Origin of the sequence: Endozoicomonas numazuensis (assembly GCF_000722635.1) — a bacterium.
Lineage (GTDB): Bacteria > Pseudomonadota > Gammaproteobacteria > Pseudomonadales > Endozoicomonadaceae > Endozoicomonas_A > Endozoicomonas_A numazuensis.
This window is the reverse complement of the sequence record NZ_JOKH01000001.1, coordinates 763,456-779,294: the sequence shown is the minus strand read 5'-3', so window position 1 is coordinate 779,294 and position 15,839 is coordinate 763,456. Positions and strand designations below refer to the sequence as shown.

The following is a 15,839-nucleotide window of genomic DNA, read 5'->3' as shown; positions in this document are numbered from 1 at the left end:
TTTTCATCAGGGGTGATGATGAAAAAGTGTGTTGCTCATAGCTCTATCAGAGCACATGGCGATTTAATAGCGGCTGACAACTCTGACGGGGTCGCCGTCACTCAGTTGCAGCCGGTCTATTTCTTTCTGCGTCAGAACAGCGGTTTCAGGATTGAAAGCTGTACTGATGCATCGAAAAGATTGGGTAGATGTGCTTGCTACCAGATAGTCATTGCTGTTTGTAAAAGGTTTTTCTTCACCTGTGGGTGTGCTGGACGCTTCAGGCTTGCAGATCTGGCTGTCACGCAGTGTTGTCAGACGATCTGTCCCTGTCTCAAGGGTTGGACCTGCATCAAAAATATCAATGTATCCCTGGTAGCTGAAGCCTTCTCGCTCAAGGATGTTAAACACTGGTTCTCTATCGGGCCGGGGTTCGCCGATAACGGCTCTGGCCTGTTTAGGCAGCAAGCGTGTATAGATCGGATACCGGGGCATCAGGTCTGCAATAAAGTTCTTTTCCTGAAGTCCGGTTAGATAGTTGGCCTTGGACATTTCCATAGGAAAAAAATGAGCCCCCAGACTGTCCCAGAAGGCTGAACGGTCGTTTTCGTCAACAACCCCCTGAATTTCTGCCAGCACCCGGTCCGCAAAGCGGTCACGGTTCTCAGCTATAAAGAGCAGCCTCGCACGGCTCAGCAACTGAAGGTTAGACCAGCTGTCATTATCTGGAGACATGAAAAGAGTGCAAAGGCTGGTATAGCCTGTGTAATCCTGACAAAGCTTTAAAGCTGTCATTCGGTTGATGGTCTGCAGGGTGTCGGAGGCATGTACTTCTTCGTCCACCCGGAAATTATAAAAGGGAGCGGCCAGTCCGACCGTCGCGATAATGCCTGAAATTCCCAGAATTTCACCGCTGTCCAAATCTTCCAGCACAAAGTGGTAGCTTTCTTCCCCGGCACTCTCAATGTCTTTCTTGAGTGAGTCCCGGGTTTTGCAAATAAGTTCTGCCAGATGATCTCGATTGGCCGGCAACGTTGTCATTGACCCCCGGGCGTTGTTGGCTAACGCTTCCAAAGCGCTGAGGTCATGGTATTCAATAGGTCTGACGACTTTCATGACTTGGCCTCCTTTCTCTTCAGCCAGTCATTACCGTTACCCAGCGCTTCATTTCTGGCCAGGGTCAGTAGCAGGGCAGCACTCAGCTTGGCTCTGGGTACCAGGCTGCTGATCTTCATATATTCCTGTTCGCTGTGAATATGTCCACCTTGTACACCCAGCGTATCGATATTGGGAATCCCTGCTGAAGCCAGATTGTTGCCATCGCAGCAACCCCCTGTGGGTTTGATATCAATGCTCAACCCCAACGCATGGCCACACTCTTTAGCGAGTGCAAGCAACTGCTGGTTAGCGGGTGACAGAACTTTGGGCTTTCTGCCAAAATTGCCATGTAACTCAAGACGAATGCCGTTTAGGCTGCTGACTTCATTCACGATCATCTGGAGTTCCTGCAGGCACCAGGCTTCATCTTCGGGTCTTTCAAGGCGGATATTGAATCGGCTGATACACTTGTCTGGCACAATATTGGTTGGGCCACCACCATGAATATAACCGGGATTAAAAGTGACTCCTTCACGTTTACCGTTCAGTTTGTCCATGGCCGATACAAAGTCGCATAAAGCTCGAATGGCATTGCGACCAAGATGATGCTCCCTGCCAGCATGTGCGGCTTTGCCATAGCAGACGGCGGTAAAGTTACCGCTGCCTTTGCGTTGGCCCGCCAGGCTACCATCGGGGAAACTGGGTTCATAGATCATGCCCAGGTTCACGCGGCTTGCTGCGTCTTTGATCAGGGAGGCAGAGCCGGGAGAGCCAATTTCTTCATCGGGATTAAACAGGATTTCCCAGCCGATATGTTCTGCCCAGGGACTTGCCTCCAAAACTTTCAGTGCATTCAGCATGACAATAATGCCGCCTTTCAGATCCGTTACCCCTGGACCATTAATGGTATCTTCATCCAGATAAACAACGTTTTGAAAAGGACTGTCTTTGGGGAAAACGGTGTCCATATGAGCACATAGAAAAACCTGAAGCGGAGCCTCCGGGCGTTTACGAATTCTCAGTGCTTTGCCCAGCTCATGTTGTGTCACCTCTCCCAGATCATTAATAACCTCATAAGGTTTCAGATCAATGACTTCCTGAGCTCCACCCAGCGATGCGGTCAATTGTCGGAGGTGTGCCATAACCTGATTTACACCTTCGGCATTCAAGCTGCCAGAATTTATTTCAGCCAACTCAATGGTGTGTTTAAGCATTTCTGCCTGAAGGCTATCCAGACTCTTTAACTGGGCGTGAATCGGGGCAAGAAGGTCGGACATGAAACACCTTTTTTTATTGAAATGCACAATAAGCAGGCATTCCATTCTGATATTAGCTTTGTTCTGGCGGCTTTTTTTAGCTCATGGCTGCTTTTTTTAGCTCATGGCTGCTTTTTTTAGCTCATGGCTGCTTAAGTATATGAACTGCTGAGAGCCATCACTCTCGATTTTGCGACAGGAAGTATTCTGATACGGACAGGTCAGGAGAAGAGGGGCACCGGCTATGAACCGGTGCAGATCACATTATGCATTGACTACTTTGGCAACTGCTCTTTCCATCGCAGCCATACCTTCACGAATATCTTCGTCAGGAATGATCAGGGAGGGAGACATTCTCAGTACATTCGGACCAGCAACCAGCATCATCAGGCCTTCCTCTGCAGCAGCGGCCAGGAACTCTTTAGCCTTGCCGTGCCATTCTTCAGTCAGCTCGACACCAATCAGCAAACCTCTGCCACGAACTTCCTTGAAGATGCCATAGGTTTCGTTGATGCGTTGCAGTTCTCCACGGAACAACTCATGTTTGCTGCTGACGTTAGCCAGAACCTGATCATTGTTGATCAGGTTGATCGCTTCCAGAGCAACTGCACAGGCCAGTGGGTTGCCTCCATAGGTGCTGCCATGACTGCCAAAACCGAAACTTGTGGCCACTTCATCGGTGGTCAGCATAGCGCCAACAGGGAAGCCGCCGCCCAGGGATTTGGCTGTGGTCAGAATGTCAGGTATGACACCTGTCGCCATGTAAGCATAAAACTCACCAGTCCGGCCTACTCCTGTTTGTACCTCATCGTAAACCAGCAGAGCTTTATGTTCATCGCACAAGGCTCTTGCACCTTTCAGGAATTCTGCGTCTGCCGGAATGACGCCGCCTTCACCCTGAATGGGTTCCAGAACAACCGCACAGGTCTTGTCTGAAATAGTGGCTTTCAGAGCTTCCAGATCGTTATAGGGGAGGTGGGTTACACCTGCAGGAACAGGCGCATAACCTTCACAGTATTTGGGCTGACCACCCACCGTTACAGCAAACAGGCTGCGACCGTGAAAAGAACTTTTGAAGGAAATAATCTCATGCTTTTCTGGGCCTGCATGATCAAAAGCATACTTCCTGACCAGTTTGAAAGCGGCTTCGTTAGCTTCAGTACCAGAGTTACAGAAGAACACTTTCTCGGCAAAGGAGATGTCTGTCAGTCGCTGCGCCAGAGCCAGAGCCGGTTCATTGGTATAAACATTACTCAGGTGCCAGAGCTTTTCACTCTGTTTTTTCAGGGCTTTGATCAGTTGAGGGTGGCAATGACCGAGAGCATTGACAGCAATACCCCCTGCAAAATCTATGTATTCACGGCCTTTCTGGTCCCAGACTCGTGAACCTTTTCCGCGAACGGGAATCATCGCCTGTGGTGCATAGTTTGGCACCATGACTTCGTCGAAGGTTGTTCTGTTAACGGAATACTCGGTCATTTCTTGTCCTCGGAATACATGGTTTTTTTATAGTGAGCATCTTTCAACACGATGGAGGGTGTTAAATGCTGCTTTCGCTCATGGCTGATTTATCATGAAATTATTCATCGCTACAGTAATGACATGAATTCATTGTTATAGCTGTCAGTCTCTCATTATGGATCAAAGCCGAAGCAAAGAGTTTACACCAGGCGACCAGGAGTTTTCTCTCAGAACCGTTGGGTAATAGAATTTTTTTCAGGTTGTTCTGCTATTTTTCATCCTTATGTTTCAGTGATAGTGAAATTGGGTTATGGAGTACACATCAGATCAGGCCAAAGGCTACGCAAAGGAAAAAGGCATCTGGGGTTTATGACTCAGAGAGACCTTCCCGGACTTTTGAATCAATACGTCAAAACGGGTATCAGGGCACTGGACTATGGCTGTGGCGCAGGGTTAATGATGCCTCTTCTTAAAGAGGCAAGGTTTGATTTAGAGGGTATGGATATCTCGGCCAATATGCTCAGTGTGGCTGTCAGTGATCATAAAAATACGGCATTCACTCATATTAATTCTGCCTCTGTTCCACGTCCTGATCGATTGTACGACTTGGTCATGCTGTCTTATGTCCTGGTTGAAATGGCTTCTTTGTCCGAAATGGAGGCTGTTCTCCATGAAGTTTACAGAGTGATGAAGCCCGGTGGCGTAGCTGTGGTTATTGTCAGTTCAGAACAAAAGTTCCAAGGTCACTGGTTGCTGGTGGATAATGATTTCCCGGAGAACAGAAAACTTACCAGTGGTGCTCATGTTAAATGTCGTGTGGTGGGCTCTGATGTCATCTTTGAAGATTTCTTCTGGACCGATGAAGACTATCGATCGGTTTTCTCAAAGTCGGGTCTAAACGTTCTGGAGTGGCATCAGTCATTGGGCAAAGTTGATGATGGTCTGCCCTGGAAAGATGAGCTGTACTCGCCTCTTTTCAGCATCTACATTCTGGGCAGATGATGGGTAAACTTATGGGATTTAAGATCTGAGTGCCAGTGGCTTCTGAATGTTGCCATATCGTCATCTTCTATAGCGAGTTGAGTCTCGTTAAACAGTTTCCTTGAATGGAGCAACAAGGCTTGTCTGTTCTCTGAATCAGTCGTGTACTCAGCAGCCTTAAGGCACAGATATCCCATGAGTTGGTCTGTACCGACAGAGTGGTCTTCATATTGGTGATTAATGATGGACTGATGGAGTTCTATCAGTTCGGCCACATTCTCTGCAGACAGAGGGCCTTCTTCCAGACATATTTCCAGATAGGTTCTTATCGCTTCATCTCTCAACCAGGAAAGGCTTTTGGAACCATATGTTTGGGTTGTGACCGTTATATTTCCAAGGGTTCGCAGCTGGTGGTCAAATTCTGAGACATGAGCCTGTATGTGCTTAATATCATCTAAATCCAAAATCCGGTCAGCGTATTGCTGCACTTTGTGAATTTGCTGCTTTATGCAGAAGTTAATCAGAGGTTTTAGCAGCCCTTTTAGAGTGCCGTGGTAGCTGGCCAGTCTTTCTGACAGGTTTTTACTTTTATGTTGAAACCAGGAGGGGGGCTCGGGGGTGTTCTTTTCAGTATCAACATGGGTCAGCTTATAGCCCAGCCATTGGCCATGCTGCTTTTGTGGAAGTAATTTATGTGCATGAGGAGAGAGCTGAATAGCTCCTGCCTTGTCTGTCTTCACAGTGATCACCCAATATTTCTCTCAGTCTGGTTGTCGGCAGAAAGTGCTCAGGCATCAGGTTCTTGCTGGTGTTTAGAGGGCAGAGTGAAGAGGCGTTCAAGGTGGGCAACACTGTTGCCTTCACTGGTAAGAGTGACTTTGAAAGAGAGTTGGTCTCCTTCCATCAGATTAAAGGTTGTGCTTGAAAGCCGGGTTTGGCGATTGGGTGACAATGTTGTTTGACTGCTTTGTCGGGTAGTCGCGCTGCCTTGTTTACCTGATTTCTGTACTTCGATGAGATACTGGAAAGTACCAGGCTTTTGGCTGGTTGCAGTGGGGTTCAGGCTGAGTGTATTACCTTCCCATTCAGAGTTGATTTTAATGAGAACGTCGGAGGCTTGAGCCTGTTGGGTGATCAGAAGTGTTGTAAGGGCCAGAGGTTTCAGAAGATTATTGATGGTCATTTTTGTTCTGGCACTTCTGAGGAGGAGTTAAAAGAAAAGGTTGCCCGAAGGCAACCTTTAAGCCATTACATACCTTGAGTGACGGTAGCTGTGTTAGAGCTGCCAGTCTGGAGGCTGTAAGTGTAGTTGTTGTTATTTGTCTGCGTAACAGTAATGCTGTGGTTGTTGCCTGCCTGGTCCAGGTGAGCATCGTTGTTATTACCGGTTTGAACCAGCAGACCTGTGCTGTCAAAGCTGCTGCCAGGCCAGGATTCTATGACACCTCTGTTGCCGTCACCTGTCTGAGTGATGATGGCGTCATTATTGTCACCACGGGCGTTGTTGTTAGCCCTGTTATTGTTGCCTTCCTGAGTAACCGTAGCCAGGTTGTTATCACCAATCTGCTTGATTCCGGAACGGTTGCTGTCACCCAGTTGAGAAAGGGTACCGGTATTACTGATGCCTCTCTGATTAAACTCAGAAAAGTTTCCGTTACCTTCCTGTGAGGAAGTAGCACTGTTCTTGCCACCGATCTGTCTGACGTTCAGGGTACTGGCATCCCCCATTTGTTTGAACTCAATCAGGTTGTCGTTACCGAGCTGAGTCAAGCGGGCATTCAGGCTATTACCCAGCTGTCCGCCCTGGTAAACCTGTGGCACGGATGAGCTGCCCTGGATGGTGTTGGCTGTGCCAACCTGAATGGCTGTGATGGAAAGGCCGTTACCTTCCTGCTGCAGGTTGGCAACGTTGTCATTCTGCAGTTGTTGAACAGATACATTAGAGTCTTGAGTGTTGACCTGATCAACTTTGGTGGCGTTATTGTCTCCAGTCTGTGCAGACGTAACCGTGTTGTTAGCACCGTTAATTTGAGACAGGGTTGCGTTATTCAGGTTGCCAGTTTGAGTGCTGGTAACGGTACTGGTTGATTGTGAAAACTGTCTAAGGTTGGCTTCGTTCTGGTCACCGGTCTGATCAGCCTGAGCGGTATTGTCAGTAGCGTCTACCTGAAAGATGGTGGCCAGACCGTTTCTGCCACTCTGATTAACTACCGCAGAACTGGTGGTACCCGCCTGATTAACATTGGCATTGTTATTGTTGGCTGCTACTACCTGGTTAACAGTGGCAGTCAGATTCTGACCACTCTGATTCACTGTGGCGCGGTTATCGCTGGAAGCGGCATAGGCACTACCAGACATAATCAGTGCGAGGGCCAGAGGTGTTAACTTTCTCATGATCTTTCCTTGTTTTTGGGTTAGTTATTCTGTTCTATCTGAACATTCTGGTTACCAGACTGAATAACACTGACAGACAGTCCGTATCCGTTTTGAATAATGTAGGCCGAATTGTTTTCGCCAAGTTGTGTTAACTCGGCAACATTAAAACTGCCCACCTGTGTGATTTCTGAGTAATTGTCAAAACCTGACTGATGCATCACCACATCGTTATAGTCACCGGTCTGGGAAATACTGGCCTGATTGCCAGAACCTCTTTGAATGGCGGTAATACTGTTGGCAAAACCGTTTTGAGAGGCCTTGAGGTTGTTGTTGAAATCAAACTGGGCACTGCGAAAAAAGTTGGCTTCTCCAGACTGTTCCAGAGTCAGATTTTGATCGGCACCTGATTGCCAGACACTCGCCGTATTACCTTCGCCTGCAGATAATTCGTCCCAGCCATCCAGATCTAGAGCGATAACCGGGAGAGAAAAAATCAGTAATAAAAAACACAGCCAACTGCTCAAAATGAAACACCTGATAAGAATCCATATCGGTATTAATTTTGTGGGATATGAGTGTGTACAGGTATCATCAAAAAGGATGAAAATTTGAACTGTTTTACATTAAAACTCACCCTTTCGGGTGAGTTGATGTATCTAATTTTTCAGGCTTATTCGATAGCAGACAATGAACTGGGAGGGGTGGCGTTCAGGTAAGGGGAAAGAACAGGGTTATTAAGTTCCTGTGGGTTTTTCAATTGCCATGAGTTTGCCTGAATACCCTGAGCAATCAGATGAAGTACAGCAGACTCTATGGCTGACATAACACACAACTGAACGGGTTCGTTATTTGTATACCCTCCCTCAGCTTCAAGCAGTCGTTTATATTCAATGAACTGATATACGCCAGCTTGAATTTCATGGGACAGAATTGTCTTGGTAACATTAACGCTGTGTAGAATCTGCCCGGTATAAATATCAACAGCACGTAAATTTACTGTGACCTGATCCTGACGATATTTCCCTGAACTGCCAATACCAAAATAGCGGGCACCCGCTCCGCCGGTTCGGACATTACTTTCATAGGCAATGATGCCTCCTTCCAGTAATACACTGGCCGATGCCAGAGGAGGCAGTGACTGAGAAGAGTCCTGGCCTTTACTGGCGGCACGAATGATTTTTCTTTCGGTCAGCAAGTTTTGCAAACCTTCCCTCTCAAGGGGGATAAACCAGCCGGAATCTTTCAGGGCAGTATTCAGCATAGCGGTAGCGCCTTGTGTCACCGCCGTAGAAAAGTTACTGGATGGAGCAGGGCGATACTGCCCTGTCTGGTCCTGAAAGGCATAGACCGATGTAATGATCTTACCGGCTGGCTCAGGCAAAGAAGACAGATCCTGGTAAGTGACACTTCTTGGCATAAGGGTGGGTGCTTCTTCTGACGACGGAAACTTGCCCGTAATCGGATTACCTGCACACCCGCTGATCAGTAAAATGACCAGAACGAAAACTACTTTTTGCATGGTCACTGTCCCTAGTCTGCGATCAGTCCGTCTACGGTGATTGACGTCGATTCACCGGTGTTTTTGTCGGTAGAAATGATATTCAGTCCACCGCTGCCTTGCTCAATCTGAACGATAAAATCGTCGGTACTGAGCATGCCCGAGTTTTGGCCGCCTTCGCCAATGTCTGCCAGTAGCTGACTCAGAAGGCGAGACTGAAGTGAGTCATTAAAACGATCCAGGCTGCTTCTTTGAGAAGAACTGGTGGTGCCAGAGGTGTGTTTGTTTTGGGACTGGGCGTTACCCAGCAGGTAGGTGCCATTAATCGGGTTTCCCCCAAATGACGGGTTGACGGGGGAGTATACCAGCTCACTGGCGAGACTCTGTGAAGCAATAAAAAGCAGTGCAGCATTGAATAGGTATGGTTTCATGGTGATCTTCCTGATTCCAGGTTTCCTTAAAAAATGGTTCTCTGTTCCGTTCATCAAATTGAACGGGGTACTGTGTCTTTGTTGTTTACTTTTAGTCAGCCCGACAGGTTACTAAAATTCATCTTCTGCCAAATCTTCACTGGCCTGAATGTTTGAGGGGTTCAGTAAATACTTCACTCTATGCTCAACAGAGTTCACAGCATTCGAGGCTTTCTTTTCAATCTCTGAACGTGCGGGGCTTAATGCTGTAATGTAAAGCAACTTTCTGTTCATGGTGATGATGATTTGGCTGCCTCTGAGGGCATCGGGGTTTTCAGCAATGACCAGGTTATCTCTGAGTGTTGGATTGAGCTCCCACCATAGTCGGGCAAACTGTTTGTAAAAATTGCGGCCCGGTGGGGTCAGCGTTTTATCAATAACCAGCCCCTGAAGCGGACTCCTTGCACCTGTCGAAGGCAGTGTCGGGTCGGCAGCATGAGCCAGAAAGGTCAAGATAAAGCCAGAGATCAGCAGTAGCGATGAATGTTGAAGAGCTAAGCAGCGCATGTCACTTCCTCTGGGTCAGGGCGATGGACTATGATATTTTACCCAGGCAGAAGCTTGAGTTCGGTTTTTAATTTCCAGCTTCTTATAGAGGTTGGAAAGGTGCGTTTTGACGGTGTTTTCACTCAAGAAGATCCTTCTCGCAATTTCCGTATTAGTCGCTCCGGTTGATACCAGTATGAGTATTTCTTTTTCTCTGGGAGTCAGTTCATCTGGAATAGAATTTTGAGATTGCTTGTCAGTCTTATGACTCAGCCTCATCTTGTTGATCACATTAGCCAGTGTTTTTCTGGGGATCCAATAGTCGCCGTTATGAATGAATTGAATTCCCTTGATTAAGTGGCTCAGTGAATCATCTTTATAGAACAGTCCTCGTATATCGTACTGCTCGAACAAAAACTGAATACACTGATCTCTCTCGGTATTAAATAAAGCAATACGGGGGTTAGGCGTGTTGTTTATCAGACTTGTGATGACATCATTAATACAGTTTTTTGAAAGAATGCTCATATCCATAAGGAATAGCGAACGATGAGAAATGATTCGTGTGGAAATGATCTCCTCGGGTGAAATCGTTATAAAATCAAAGTGCTTCTGTAAGCTGTTTTCAAGTAAGGTAATCTGGAAACTGTTCTCAGTTATCAGATAAACGACGCTTTTCATAAGAACATCCTGTTCCCAGCTTTTGGTTTTTGTGGATCAATTATCAAAAAGCATTATTACAGTTTTGAGTTTTTGTTCAAGTGTGACTTGGGGCACAAATAGAGTTTGTTTTTTGGTTTTTATTTGTGTATTAGGAGTACGTTTCTGATGCTGCTATTATTCACTTTTGGAATCTTTATTATTTGTCTTAAAGGGCGCAGCCAAGCGCTTTTTGGGCAATGTTTTTCTACTATGAGCAATAAAATTTTGCTGTTTCCAAGGTTAGAATATTTTTCATTCACTCGTGACAGTTGACTCAAAAAAATGATGGGAAAGCAGGGGAGAATGATAGATGAGTAAGCCTTGTAAGGTTGGTTTTCTTTTGTATCCCGATTTCTCTCTGTTAGGGGTATCTTCAGCTCTTGAAGTATTGAGGGCAGTGAACCGGGTGACAGGGGATACCGTTTATGAAAGTGCTGTTGTAGCTGAATCATCTGTAGTCAGTAATGTTGGGTTGTCTTTGGAGCCTTCACAGGCAGCTCTGGGGCTTATGGATATAGTCATTCTGGTGGCTTCAGGCACCGATGTAACTATCCCTGTTACTGTGTTGTCTGATATTGCCATGTTGGGAGGTATTGGCAAAGGCGCTAATCTTCTGGCGCAAGCTGGGCTCCTTGATGGATTTCGGGCGAGATTGGAAGGGACTGCTGATGAACTTCAGATGCAGTACCCCACTATTGAGCTAAGTCAGGGCGCTTTTGAACTGGACAGAAGCAGAATGACGTGTGGGGCCGGGACAGCCGCTCTGGATATGATGCTTTCTCTGGTTGCCAGAGAGCAGGGCGTTGATCTGGCTTCCAGTGTGTCGGAGTTACTGGTCAGGGATCGTCTTGGCGTGCCGCCAAGATCCTCATTTGTTCCCAGAATAGTAAAGAAACCTCAACCCCAGATAGAGGAAGCCACGCAGTTGATGGCTGCTAATATCGAAGAGCCTCTGGGGGCCGATGAACTGGCTTCTCTGGTGGGTATTTCTCGCAGACAATTGGAGAGACTGTTCCGTAAGTATCTCGATACGGTTCCTTCCAAACACTACCTGAAACTCAGGCTTGAGTATGCCAGACAGTTGTTAAGAGAAGTTGAAATGCCTGTCGTGGAGGTGGGTATTGCCTGTGGATTTTCCAATGCTTCACACTTCAGCACTGCCTATAAAAACCATTTTGGTCTGACCCCCAGAGAAGAAAAGCAAGCTTAAGTTCAACTCAATTTAAGGCCTTCCATCTTTAGACTGGAAGACCTGTCAGTGAGTGATCAGTACAGACTGAATACCTGTTTGCCATCGACAAATGTCATCAGAATTTCGTGGTTTTTGTTCATAACAGCTATAGATGCCCGCTTGCCAACCTTAATGCTGCCCAGCTCGTCATTCAGGCCGAGCAGGGTAGCTGGCGTCAGGGATGCCATATGAACAGCACTTAGCGGATCTACATCCACTTTTTCTATCATATTGGCTACGGCACGGTTGAGTGTCAGAGTGCTTCCTGCCAGTGCGCCCGATTCGGTTCTGGCCACGCCATCTTTTACATGCACAGTCAGAAGACCCAGTGGGTATTCGCCATCGTTTAAACCGCCAGCACACATGCAGTCTGTAATCAGAGCGGTTTTATCCGCGCCTTTGAGGCGGTAGACCAGATCCATTACAACAGGGTCGACATGCACACCGTCGGCGATCAATTCTGCATAAATATCACGATGATGCAGAACCGCACCGGCTGTACCTGGCTGTCGATGATGCAATCCGAGCATCTGGTTGAAGATATGGACACCACCTACTGCTCCGGCTTCAAAGGCTTTCTTACAGACATCGTAAGTAGCGCCAGTGTGGCCAATCATGACGCGGATATTTTTGCTGGTCAGGTATTTGATGGCTTCAATACCACCCTCAATTTCAGGAGCCAGCGCCAGAGAGCGAAGAGTACCGCCGGATGCTTCCAGCATTGCATCCAGTCTTTCCTGAGTCGGCTCCAGAAAGTAGCTGCCTTCATGGGCACCTTTGAAACGTTCGGAAAAGAAAATAGCTTCGCTGAAGGAACCCAGTACTTGTGCACCCTCAACACCTTGCTCAATGCACTGCCTAACGTTTTTCAGAGCCGCGAGATTCCTTTCCCAGGTATCAGTGACGGTTGTGGCAAGAAAGCCCACAACGCCTTTGGCAGCGATGGTTTTGGAGATCGTGTTAATGGCTTCGTGGCTGGCATCCATGACATCAAAGCCGCCACTGCCGTGGATGTGCAGATCAATGAATCCGGGGACAATTCGGTTGTCTCCCAGATCCATGATGTCCGAGTCTTCTTCAGGCTCACAGTTAATAGCCGCAATGCGACCGTCCGCAATTTTCAGGAAACTGTCCTGAAGAATGCCTTCTTCAGTGAAAATCTCCTTTGCCTTCAGATAAAACGTCGTCATGTCTCAGACCTATCAGCAGGGTAATAAACATAATTGTACCATGAGGCGAAACAGGCTCCGTAGGGTTATGTTTACGTATGTTTACTGCTTAAAAGCTGATACAGCACCGGAACCACAATCAGGGTCAGCAGAGTGGAAACCAGTAGTCCGCCAATGATGGTGGAGCCCATAGGAGACCACATGGAAGACCCTGAGAGTGTCAGGGGCAGAAGGCCGCCAATAGTCGTCATTGTTGTGAGCAAAATGGGGAGCATTCGGGTCTGTGCCGATAACATGACCGCTTCACGGATATCATGACCGTCTTTGCGCAGCTGGTTGGCATAATCAACCAGAATAATGGAGTTGTTGACGACAATGCCTACCAGAGACGTCAGGCCGATGAAGGCGGTGAACGAGAAGGTGAAACCAGCTACCCAGAGACCCAGAATCATACCTGTCACAGCAAAGGGAATAGCGGCAAAAATCACTATAGGTTGGGTAAAGGAATTAAACTGAAGAACCAGAATTGCAAATATGCCCAGCAGAGCGATGAGAAGAACTTTAGCCATACCATTAAACGACTCTTTGCGCTGTTCCTGTTCTCCTCCCACCTGGTAGAAGACTCCTTCAGGCCAGTCATACTGCTCCAGCTTGTCCACAATTTCATTGGTCAAGGCTTCGGCTTGATAACTGCCTTCAATATCAGCAGTAATTCTAACCATTCGTTCTGTCATATGATGTTGAAAACGAGGTAGAGCGCTGTGTAATTCCAGTTTTATTAACTGCTTCAGAGGAATGAGTGAGCCGGAGGTGGATTTAACCATCATGGCGTCGAAGTCTTCTATTCGGGGGCGATCTGCGCCCTGGTATTTGACGACTATGGGGTAGTCTTCGCCATTTTCATCCCGGAAGTCACTGACAGTCAGGCCAACAAGGCTGGCTCTGACCGCCTGATCGATGGCATTGACTGGCACGGCATACATAGCGGCTTTTGCCCTGTTGATAGTGACCTTCAGATCAACCTTGGGTTTATCAAGAGGGTTGTCTACGTTAACCGTACCCGGGGTGCTGGTTATGAATTTTTCCACATCTCGGGAAGCCAGCAGAACTTTGTCCGGGTCGTCTCCCACCACTCGTATAGCGATGGGGGCTTCATAAGGCGGACCCTGCAGTAATTCTTTGATGGTAATCCGTGCACCCGGAATATCGGCAAAGGTTTCTCGCAGTTCGGCAACAAAAGGTTCGACAATGGAGAGCTTGCCAGTGCTCAACCTGACAACCAGTTGAGCATAATTGGGTACCTGACGGCTGGGGAAAATATTGTAATAGATGCGAGGGTTGCCTTTACCAATATTGGTGGCCACTGAGCGAACCAGCTCATGCTGACGAACCGCGGCTTCTGCTTGTTCGGCAATGGCTTGAGTTTGATTAAAGCTGGCACCTTCAGGTAGTTCAATATTCACCATGATCATGGGTTTTTCAGCTTTTGGGAACATGCTGACGCCCAATTTACCCGCCAGTCCAACAGAGCCAACAAGAATCAGAATGGCAATCAAAAGTACAAGGTATGGGTGGTTCAAAGAGTAGGTCAGCAGCTTTTTATAATGACCACTGGCAAACTTAAAAACCTGCTTTTGCATGAATGGAGGTTCTTGCTTTCTCTTCTTCAGAAGGTAGCTGGCCAGCAGTGGTGAGAGCGTTAACGCAATCAGCAGTGAGGCCAGAAGAGTCAGAATCACCGTCACAGGCATGGAGCGAAGGAAAACCCCGGCACCTGTCTGCAGCATCAGAATAGGGACAAAGGCCAGAATTGTTGTCATGGTACCACTGATGACTGCCCAGCCCACCTGACTGGCACCTTTTGCCGCAGCCTCCGCCGGAGGAAGTCCTTTGCGTAGAAAACGGTCAACATTTTCAGTCACAACAATGGCGTTGTCTACCAGCAGACCCAGAGCGATGACCAATCCGGCAATGGACATTTGTTGAATACCAAACCCGGCAATATCCAGCCAGCCAATGCCAATGTAAAACGACAATGGAATAGCAAAAATAATCACCAGAGCAGGACGAAAACCCAGAAAGATGAGAGTCAAAATCCCAACCAGGATCAGCCCCTGAACCAGACTATCGAAGAACTGGCTGATACGGTCTTCAACGGATTCTGTCTGGTCATGAGTTATATCCAGAGTCACGCCATCTGGCAGTCTGGCTTCCAGCTTGCTGATTTCAGACTTGATGTTATCCATGACCTGGAAAATATTACTGCCTTCTCTCTGAACTACAGTGACAAAGACAGACTTTACCCCTTCATAACGAGCCTGATAGCTGGGCAGTGCATCAGCCAGTTCCACATTAGCAACATCTTCCACATAGATGACTTTGCCGGGACTCGAATGAACAGCGGTTCTTTTTAAATCTTCAATTGAGCTGAAATCACCACTGGTTTGTACAGTAAAGCGGCGGTTGCCAGAAAGGACATGCCCACCCGGTAGGTTGGCTCCTGAGACCTGGATAGACTGAATCAGATCTTCAATACCTATGCCCAGTTCTCTCATCTTTTCAAGATCGGCTTTAACCTGAAGTTGCTGTTCGGCAAAAGCTTCGACATTGGCTCTTTTTACACCGGCAATGCGTTCAAGTGTTTTCTCCAGCTTCTCAGCCAGAGGCTTTAACACTCCGTATCCCTGAGTGTCTGACATCAGAGCAATCTGGATAATATTGACATCTACCGGAGAGATTCTATCCATATCAAGAACAGCAATATCTTCTGGAAGATCGTCCCGAATTCTGGAAACAGAAGAAACAACATCGTCGTATTTTTCCTGGGAGTCTGATCCATAAAGAAACTCGACATTGATAACAGCAAGGCCGTCTTCAATATTGGACTTTAGAACTTTGATGTCATCCAGCTCATTAATGGCTTCTTCTATCGGGTCAACAATGAGCTTTTCCATATCCATGGTATTGGTACCAGGATAAACGACACGAATCATTGTGGCAGGGAATTCAAACTGAGGATCTTCTGAGCGAGGCATATTTTGAACAGATACCACACCGAGCATGATCAATAGCAGCAGAAGGACAAGGGTAAAACGACGGTTTTTAATGGCAATGGCAGGCAACTTCATAGCA

15 protein-coding genes are annotated in these 15,839 nt (G+C 47.3%); 2 read left to right on the top strand and 13 right to left on the bottom strand.

Annotated elements, in window-relative coordinates; all coding sequences use genetic code 11:
- Positions 1-63 precede the first annotated feature (63 nt).
- The 3 genes from GZ78_RS03480 to GZ78_RS03470 form a co-directional block, all read right to left on the bottom strand.
- A complete protein-coding gene (locus tag GZ78_RS03480) occupies positions 64-1,095 on the bottom strand; it encodes an arginine N-succinyltransferase (RefSeq protein ID WP_034832801.1) in 1,032 nt (343 codons plus the stop codon).
- Positions 1,092-2,354, bottom strand: a complete 1,263-nt coding sequence (locus tag GZ78_RS03475; protein ID WP_034834104.1) for a hydrolase — start codon at positions 2,352-2,354, stop codon at positions 1,092-1,094. The genes GZ78_RS03480 and GZ78_RS03475 overlap by 4 nt, the downstream gene beginning before the upstream one ends.
- Before the next feature lie 243 nt (positions 2,355-2,597).
- Complete coding sequence (locus GZ78_RS03470; RefSeq protein ID WP_034832799.1) at positions 2,598-3,812, bottom strand: aspartate aminotransferase family protein; 1,215 nt, start codon at positions 3,810-3,812, stop codon at positions 2,598-2,600.
- Between the two features lie 351 nt (positions 3,813-4,163).
- On the opposite strand from GZ78_RS03470, the gene GZ78_RS27125 reads away from it, so the two are divergent.
- Positions 4,164-4,796 carry a class I SAM-dependent methyltransferase gene (locus tag GZ78_RS27125; RefSeq protein ID WP_051785780.1) on the top strand — a complete coding sequence of 211 codons (633 nt, stop codon included), beginning with the start codon at positions 4,164-4,166 and terminating at the stop codon, positions 4,794-4,796.
- Here the strand turns inward: GZ78_RS27125 and GZ78_RS03460 are convergent.
- The 8 genes from GZ78_RS03460 to GZ78_RS03425 form a co-directional block, all read right to left on the bottom strand.
- A complete protein-coding gene (locus tag GZ78_RS03460) occupies positions 4,778-5,524 on the bottom strand; it encodes a hypothetical protein (protein WP_034832797.1) in 747 nt (248 codons plus the stop codon). The two genes, GZ78_RS27125 and GZ78_RS03460, sit on opposite strands and share 19 nt — an antisense overlap.
- Positions 5,525-5,562: 38 nt before the next feature.
- Complete coding sequence (gene csgH / locus GZ78_RS03455; RefSeq protein ID WP_034832796.1) at positions 5,563-5,958, bottom strand: curli-like amyloid fiber formation chaperone CsgH; 396 nt, start codon at positions 5,956-5,958, stop codon at positions 5,563-5,565.
- A gap of 65 nt (positions 5,959-6,023) precedes the next feature.
- A complete protein-coding gene (locus GZ78_RS03450) occupies positions 6,024-7,169 on the bottom strand; it encodes a hypothetical protein (protein WP_034832794.1) in 1,146 nt (381 codons plus the stop codon).
- Between the two features lie 20 nt (positions 7,170-7,189).
- Complete coding sequence (locus GZ78_RS03445; protein WP_051785779.1) at positions 7,190-7,675, bottom strand: hypothetical protein; 486 nt, start codon at positions 7,673-7,675, stop codon at positions 7,190-7,192.
- Between the two features lie 146 nt (positions 7,676-7,821).
- A complete protein-coding gene (locus GZ78_RS03440) occupies positions 7,822-8,670 on the bottom strand; it encodes a CsgG/HfaB family protein (protein ID WP_034832791.1) in 849 nt (282 codons plus the stop codon).
- An 11-nt stretch (positions 8,671-8,681) separates the two neighbouring features.
- A complete protein-coding gene (locus GZ78_RS03435; RefSeq protein ID WP_034832790.1) occupies positions 8,682-9,080 on the bottom strand; it encodes a curli assembly protein CsgF in 399 nt (132 codons plus the stop codon).
- Between the two features lie 111 nt (positions 9,081-9,191).
- Complete coding sequence (locus GZ78_RS03430) at positions 9,192-9,626, bottom strand: CsgE family curli-type amyloid fiber assembly protein (RefSeq protein WP_051785778.1); 435 nt, start codon at positions 9,624-9,626, stop codon at positions 9,192-9,194.
- 15 nt (positions 9,627-9,641) lie between these two features.
- Positions 9,642-10,286 carry a response regulator transcription factor gene (locus GZ78_RS03425; RefSeq protein ID WP_034832789.1) on the bottom strand — a complete coding sequence of 215 codons (645 nt, stop codon included), beginning with the start codon at positions 10,284-10,286 and terminating at the stop codon, positions 9,642-9,644.
- Between the two features lie 331 nt (positions 10,287-10,617).
- Between GZ78_RS03425 and GZ78_RS03420 the strand changes: the two genes are divergently transcribed.
- Positions 10,618-11,517 (top strand): GlxA family transcriptional regulator, encoded by a 900-nt coding sequence (locus tag GZ78_RS03420; RefSeq protein WP_034832788.1) that lies wholly within the window; start codon positions 10,618-10,620, stop codon positions 11,515-11,517.
- A gap of 56 nt (positions 11,518-11,573) precedes the next feature.
- On the opposite strand, the gene nagA is transcribed toward GZ78_RS03420, so the two are convergent.
- Together nagA and GZ78_RS03410 are read right to left on the bottom strand one after the other, a co-directional pair.
- Positions 11,574-12,728 carry an N-acetylglucosamine-6-phosphate deacetylase gene (gene nagA, locus GZ78_RS03415; protein WP_034832787.1) on the bottom strand — a complete coding sequence of 385 codons (1,155 nt, stop codon included), beginning with the start codon at positions 12,726-12,728 and terminating at the stop codon, positions 11,574-11,576.
- 71 nt (positions 12,729-12,799) lie between these two features.
- Positions 12,800-15,835, bottom strand: a complete 3,036-nt coding sequence (locus GZ78_RS03410) for an efflux RND transporter permease subunit (RefSeq protein WP_034832785.1) — start codon at positions 15,833-15,835, stop codon at positions 12,800-12,802.
- Positions 15,836-15,839: the final 4 nt, after the last annotated feature.